Below are 7,543 nucleotides of genomic sequence, written 5' to 3'. Positions count from 1 at the left end.
CCGAGCGGCCAAAGGGATCAGACTGTAAATCTGACGGCTCAGCCTTCGCTGGTTCGAATCCAGCTCCCTCCACCACTCTTTACTCTTTCTAGCTTTACTCTTTCTAGCTTTACTCTTTCTAGCTTTACTCTTTCTAGCTTTACTCTTTCTAGCTTTACTCTTTCTAGCTTTACTCTTTCTAGCTTTACTCTTTCTAGCTTTACTCTTTCTAGCTTTACTCTTTTTAGCTTTACTCTTTCTAGCTTATCGCTACCAGCTCAAACTACTGCCATTTTGTTTCAACCATTGCTCAGCGTTTTTATAGTCTGGATAAAACTGTCTAACACGTTGCCAAAACTTAGCACTGTGATTCATATGTTTAAGATGAGCAAGTTCGTGTACAACCACATAATCAATCACCCATGTCGGTGCACTCGCTAAATGTAAATTAAAGGTCAGCTCTCGACGCTTATTACAACTTCCCCAACGACGTTTATAATGTTGAATTTTAAGTTTTGTGGGCAGAGCTTCAGACATCTGCAAACAATAATCATGAACACGCATTTCGATATAACTCTCTAGCTTTTCGTGTAAAAACTGCTCGAGCAGTGCTAAATAGTTTGCTTCTTGATGTTTGACCCGTGATGAAATAGATAAAATAAGCCGACACTGTGCATCTTGTTGCCAAGTGCTTTTAGTGCCTTTAGCAAATACTATCGGCACATTTTGTCCAAATAACTTAATCGCCGCGTTTACAAGAGGAAGTTGGCGGCGTTCAGCATGAATGGATTGTTTGGCAATTTGTTCATCGACCCAATCTTGCTTGGTCTTTAACCAGGCATCAATCTCAGTTTGTGGAACATAAAAAGGCGCATAAACAGTGAGTTTCTGCTGGGCAACTTTAATTGCCACTGTGGTTCTGCGTTTACTGCGCTTTAGGGTGTAGTTCAACAAATATAAGCCAATTCAATTAATAAAAAGTATGGATTCCATTTTACCCTGTAAAATAACTGCTAATCTATAAAGATGACCAACAAATAATTTTCATGTTTATGTCTGATAAACCTTGTTGTAGTTATACCTCGCCTTCGGGAAAGAAATGCTTGGAAACCGATATGGGGTCTGGATTCTGTTTTTGGCACGATAGTAAGTTTGATAAGTCAGGACTAGATCTAACCCAGAAATTAGAGCGTTATGCGAAAAAAGGCGGTTTACTGCATGGGTTACAGCTAAAGCGCGCTAACCTCAGTGGTCTTAATCTTATTAAGCAGGATGATGAGGAGGGATATGACCTATCCTACTGTAACTTCTATCGAGCAAACCTATCAGGCGCACACCTTTTTAATAACAAAATCGCTAACGCATCATTAATGAAAGCAAATCTTCACGATGCCAGCTTACATTATTGCGATTTAAAGAATACAAACTTATTAGGGGTTAAGTTTAATGATAGTCGTATTGACAATATCGATTTAGGCGAGCATTTACTGCAAGAAGCACAGGCCATTAAAGCTCGCAAAAATAGACAGTATGATGAAGCTCGTGACTTATTCGAACAATCCGAAGAGATATATCGAAACTTAAGGAAGGCATCTGAAAAACAAGGACTTTTTGAACTGGCTGGCAACTTTACTTATAAAGAGCTTAGAATGCGCCATGCCCAATATCCAAAAGGATCAACAAAACAGATTACGTCGAGTTTTATTGATATGCTTTGTGGGTATGGTGAAAAGCCTGAAAACGTTATTCGCTTTAGCCTTTCGCTGATAATCTGCTGCGCAATTTGTTACTTTCTATTCGGTGTCAGCTATAGCGATACAATTTTGCAACTTAGCCTTGATAACACTTGGCAAGACAACTTATCTGCCTTATTGAATAGTTTTTACTTTAGTGTAGTAACATTCACAACGCTTGGATACGGAGATATAACTCCCATAGGTTTTTCACGATTTATTGCTGCATTAGAAGCATTTTGTGGTAGTTTTTCTCTCGCTTTGTTTGTGGTTGTATTCGTAAAACGTATGACTCGCTAAAGCATAATGTATGAACCAACGTGCTTTTTAGCTTGATACATTTTTTTATCTGCTCGGTTAATTAGTTCTTCTGCATCAACAGTGCTATCAAGTGGGGCTGCGATTATGCCAACACTTAAATGTAATTCCGGATACTGCTCCTCAAAAATACCTATTAGCTTTTCACAGATATGGGTTGCACTAGCAACTTCACAATCTGGCAAAATGATGCAAAATTCATCACCGCCGTAACGACATGGAACGTCTATTTCACGAATATTTTCCAACAAATATTGGCCTATGTACTTAAGAACTTCATCACCTTTTTGATGGCCTTGCGTATCGTTGATTGATTTAAAGTCATCTAAGTCAAAATAGACAATTGTAAGCGGTGATTTATGGCGCCGAGCTCTTGCTAAGTCACGCTGTAAAAGCTCTTGCATTACGCGTCGATTATAAAGGTTCGTGAGAGGGTCTAGTTTAGCCAGCTTTTCAAGCTCTTGAGTTCGTTGTGCGACCTTTTCTTCAAGTCCTTTTGCGTAGACTTCTGTTCGACGTTTGGCGTTCTCAATCTCTCCAACTAAGCTATCTATGTAAGTATCAAACACTAAGGTAGTATCAAAATAAATTAACCTATCAATAACCGTTAGAGTTTGTTGTAATTCAGCGGGGTCACTAATCTTTTCTCTAAGCACATCAAAGATCAATTCTTTAAGCGTACAAACTGCCGACAAATAGAGTTTAGGTTCTACCCCAATACGTTTGTGAACCATACCAATTCTTAGTCTATTGTTGACATATTCATGCTCATAGCGACCACAAAATAAATCAATAATATATTGACGCTGCGCATCTCTTAATCGGGTTAATGTATCGGCATCACCAATTAACAATGATATTTCATCGACTTCTGTTTGCTTTTTATAAAAATCACTCACCACATTTTCAATCGCTGATTCAATAATTGGTTTGTAATTAATTAGTGATGATAAACTTTTCGAAGTGAGCCCCAGTAAACTCATTCTGTGCTGAATTTCAACGTCATTAATTTTCATTTGGTCTACTAAAGTCTGTTCAGTTCTACGCATTTACCACCTCAAAATACTCCTTTTTAACTAAATATAGCCAAGGAATTAAAACCTACGAAGTTTAGTTAGAGTATTTTCTCAAAATAACTAACAATTTATATTAGACTAGTTATAAAGGCAGTGACGAATAAATATGATGATAAATACGTTTTTTATAACCGATCAAAATCCCAGCTTAATTGTTAATGGGATCTACGACCCCACATTAGTGACGCTTTCAATCGCAACAGCTATTTTTGCCGCCTATTTTTCACTTTATATTATAGATTTAGCAAACAAGACTGAGTTTATCTCGTACCAAAGGTTAGGCAGTGCAACGGGCGCATTAGTAATGTCTGGTGGGATATGGAGTATGCATTTTATCGGTATGCTCGCTTTTTCTCTGTGTACGACAGTTAATTACGACCCCACACTCACGTTTTTATCGTTCCTACCGGCATTTTTAGCTTGTTACATATGCTTTTCAATCTTCAGGCGCCATTATATGTCGGGTATCCCGCGTGCAATTAAATTGGCCTTGGGATCAGTTTTACTTGGAGCAGGTATTGGCACAATGCACTATACAGGCATGGCTGCAATGGAGCTAAGCCCTCTGCTTCGCTATGACCCTAGCTGGTTTTCAGCCTCCATAATTGTTGCTGTCCTTTTATCTTTTATCGGATTGTATTCACGTTTTCATTTGAGTGATCACTTCAAGGCACTATCAGCGCTCCAAAATCGCCTTATTTGCGCCATTATATTTGGTTTTGCAGTATCAGGAATGCATTACATGGGTATGGCCGCAACTCGGTTTGTAGCCACATCCCCTCTGCTATCTGAAAATGTCCAAACATCGCAGCTGGTTTTTATTGCAATTAGCGTCTCATTCGCCACCGTATTACTTACCACTCTAGTCGGAATATTTAACGGTATGGTGCGTTTTCGCTTGCTACTCGCTGAAAAGTCTGCAGAAGAATCTCGTCTAGAAGCCATTTTAAGCACTGCTGTTGATGGTATTGTGACTATCAACATCAAAGGAGTGATATTGAGCTTTAATAAAGCAGCAGAGAACATTTTTGGCTGGCAGCAACACGAAGTGTTAGGCAAAAATGTAAAAATACTAATGAATGATGATATTGCAGCTCAACATGATGACTACTTATCAAATAGCAGTAATCATGAAGTTAAAAAAATCATCGGGGTAAACCGAAATGTTTATGCTAAACACAAGCATGGATACTTATTTCCTATCCGGTTAGGGCTTGGCGAAGTAAAACAACCAGACAAAGAGCCACTATTTGTCGGTTTTATTACTGACCTAACAGAACAGCGTGCTTTGCAGCAAAGTCTTGAAGAAAAAGAGAAACAATACCGCACCTTGATGGATAATATGCCGGGTGCTGTATTTCGGTGCCTATTAGACGAAAACTGGAGCATGCTGTTTATTAGCCCCAGCGTTTTAGATTTAACGGGATACAGCCCTGATGAGTTTGTTTCAGGTCGAATTAATTTTGAGCAAATCATTCATGGCGATGATAAACAATCTATTAATGAAATTATCTCAAATGCTGCAGTAAACAACACTCAATACGCCGTTGAATATCGCATTCGCCATCGCAACGGTAAGATTATCTGGCTACTAGAGCAAGGATTAGTAAACGAAACTGTCGATACTGATAAAAAGTGCATTGATGGTGTATTAATCGATATCACGGCTCGTCATGAATATGAAGAATCACTAAAGCAAGCAAAACAAGAAGCTGAGGCTGCGGCTCATGCGAAGCAATCATTTATGGCAAATATGAGTCATGAAATTCGCACACCTATGAATGCTATTATTGGCTTTAGTGATATTTTAATGGATAGCCCATTAAGTAAAGAACAGCAAAAGCATATTATTACCGTTAATAAGTCAGCACGCTCATTACTGCACTTGCTTAATGAAGTATTAGATTCTGCTAAGTTAGAAAAGGGCAAACTCGACATACAACTTGAGCATTTTAATTTACAGACTCTGCTCGATAACATCGTTTCTACTTTTTGGCTTGAAGCAAAGCGAAAAAATTTACTGCTTGATCTGAAGATCAACGACGATGTTGCACCTGTTTATATCGGTGATGAAGTTCGTATTCGCCAAGTTATGAATAACTTGCTAGGCAATGCTATCAAGTTTACAGAGCAAGGCTCTGTGACAGTCAGCGTCAGTAAAACGCAAAATAATCAACTTTTCTTTGAAATTAAAGACACAGGTATTGGTATTGCTAAACACCGTTTAAATGCTATTTTTCAACCATTTGAGCAAGCTGATGGCACAATGACTCGACGTTTTGGAGGCACAGGTCTTGGTACGACTATCAGCAAGCAATTAGTTGAATTAATGGGTGGGACTATCAATGTAATTAGCGATGAAGGACAAGGTAGTTGTTTTTATTTCACGCTCCCCTTACAAGAGGGAGATGCAAAACAGGTTGATATTCTTAATCACAGTAAGCTCACCTTACCACCTTTGCGAATTTTAGTTGTTGACGATATTGAGCAAAATATCGAGCTACTTAAAATCTTGTTATCGCAGGCAGGTCATACTATCACAACCGCAAGCAATGGTTTTGAGGCTATTGCAGCGTTCGAAAAGCAAACTTTCGATGTCATTTTAATGGATATTCATATGCCTGAGTGTGATGGTTTAACCGCGTGTAAGAAGATACGGGAATTAGAGCAGATACAACAAATAAAAGTTACGCCAATTATCGCCCTCACCGCAAGCGTTCTTCAACAAGATAAGTTGACCACTAAACAAGCTGGCATGAATGGCTTTGCGAATAAACCTGTGGACATTAGTCAACTAAATCATGAAATAGCCAAAGTACTTGGTTTAGACATTAGTACTACCCATGATTACTACGAAAGTAATGATAAAAAACACATAAACTACGATAAAGGGGTGTTAATGTGGGGTTCGAAAGAAAAGCTAAATACTGAAATTGGCTTATTCCTAGCTAACCACCAACATAGTATTCTACGACTTAAGGGATCCACACTCAGCGAAGCAGAGCAAAAATCAATTTTACATACATTAAAAGGTGTTGCAGGGAATTTAGCACTTGCAAAGTTATTAGACCTACTGACTTTAGCTGAAAAAGAGCGTGAAAAGGATAGCTTTGCTGCACTGATTGACGAGTGTGAACAAGAATGGCGTATTCTTTACTCTCAGCTTGGGGACCTTAACCAATCAAAAGTTGATCAACCACTGGAGCACGCTATTCCCATAGGCGCATTAATAGCTAAAGTTAATAAACTGCTCACGCAAGCTGAACACGCAGAAATAGACGATGAACTATTAAACCTTGTTCAAACAGAGACCCCAGCGGAGTATAAAGACAGGGTTGTTGAAATTTGTGCGCATTTTGATAATTTTGATTTTGATGCAGCGATGCAGGCTTTAACTGAGTTAAAGCAATGCCTCTTAGCTGCTAAGGAACACAAATGACTCCCGTTTCAGAACGTGAAAGAATTCTTGTAGTCGACGACGAACCTGCAAACCTCAAAGTCCTCAGAGAAGTGCTCTCTAAAGATTACCGGCTATCATTTGCTAAGTCTGGCGAGCTTGCATTGCAGCTTGTTGAAAATGAACCACCAAAGCTAATTTTACTGGATATCATGATGCCAGATATGACTGGTTTTGAAGTCTGTAAAGTATTAAAAGCAAACCCAAAAACAGCGCATATTCCTGTCATTTTTGTCACCGCGCTCTCTCATGAGCAAGATGAATCTGAAGGCTTTGCCCTTGGTGCAGTCGATTATATTACCAAACCAATTAGCCCTGCGATCGTAAAGGCTCGTGTAAAAAACCATCTATCGTTAGTTCATGCTGAACAGTTACAACTGGCGCATATTGATTTGATCCAACGCTTAGGCCGCGCCGCAGAATACAAAGACACCGACACTGGCGAGCACATTTCTCGTATGAGCCGTTACAGTAAAATATTAGCACTTGCCTATGGTATGAGTGAGCATGAAGCAGAGCAGCTTAGGCAAGCAGCGCCTATGCATGATATCGGCAAGATAGGAATTCCTGATGCTGTTCTTTTAAAACCAGGACGTTTAAATGAGCAAGAGTATGAGCATATGAAACAACATGCTCTCATTGGCGCTAAAATTCTAGAAAACTCAAGTTCGCCATTATTACAGCTCGCTCATAAGCTTGCGCTTGAACACCATGAAAAATGGGATGGTACAGGTTACCCGTATGGCCTTAAAGGCGAAGAGATCAGTATTGAAGGACGTATTGTCACAATTGCAGATGTATTTGATGCATTGACGTCGAAGCGCCCTTACAAAAAAGCCTGGTCAGTTGAAGAAGCCATCGACTTATTGAAAGACGAAGCCGGTAAGCATTTTGACCCACAACTTATCGATTTATTTATCGGTCAAATAGACAGCATCATAGAAATCAAAAACACTTATAGCAACTAATAGTGTATTTAA

Annotated in this window: 5 protein-coding genes; 3 read left to right on the top strand and 2 right to left on the bottom strand. The window is 39.1% G+C overall.

The features are described from left to right. Positions 1-249: 249 nt before the first annotated feature. Entirely contained in the window at positions 250-930 is a 681-nt protein-coding gene (locus QL229_RS19535; protein ID WP_138558589.1) for a SprT family zinc-dependent metalloprotease, read from the bottom strand. A 101-nt stretch (positions 931-1,031) separates the two neighbouring features. Between QL229_RS19535 and QL229_RS19530 the strand changes: the two genes are divergently transcribed. Next, a complete protein-coding gene (locus QL229_RS19530; RefSeq protein WP_138558590.1) occupies positions 1,032-2,012 on the top strand; it encodes an ion channel in 981 nt (326 codons plus the stop codon). Here QL229_RS19530 and QL229_RS19525 read toward each other — a convergent pair. Further along, positions 2,009-3,079, bottom strand: coding sequence for a GGDEF domain-containing protein (locus tag QL229_RS19525; RefSeq protein ID WP_138558591.1), 1,071 nt, complete (start codon positions 3,077-3,079; stop codon positions 2,009-2,011). The genes QL229_RS19530 and QL229_RS19525 overlap by 4 nt on opposite strands. A gap of 136 nt (positions 3,080-3,215) precedes the next feature. Between QL229_RS19525 and QL229_RS19520 the strand changes: the two genes are divergently transcribed. Beyond that, positions 3,216-6,545, top strand: coding sequence for a PAS domain S-box protein (locus QL229_RS19520; RefSeq protein ID WP_138558594.1), 3,330 nt, complete (start codon positions 3,216-3,218; stop codon positions 6,543-6,545). Further along, complete coding sequence (locus QL229_RS19515; RefSeq protein ID WP_138558592.1) at positions 6,542-7,531, top strand: two-component system response regulator; 990 nt, start codon at positions 6,542-6,544, stop codon at positions 7,529-7,531. The genes QL229_RS19520 and QL229_RS19515 overlap by 4 nt, the downstream gene beginning before the upstream one ends. Positions 7,532-7,543 lie beyond the last annotated feature (12 nt).

This window comes from Pseudoalteromonas sp. PAR1, from assembly GCF_947311895.1.
GTDB lineage: Bacteria > Pseudomonadota > Gammaproteobacteria > Enterobacterales > Alteromonadaceae > Pseudoalteromonas > Pseudoalteromonas lipolytica_C.
This window is presented reverse-complemented; position numbering and strand designations above follow the sequence as displayed.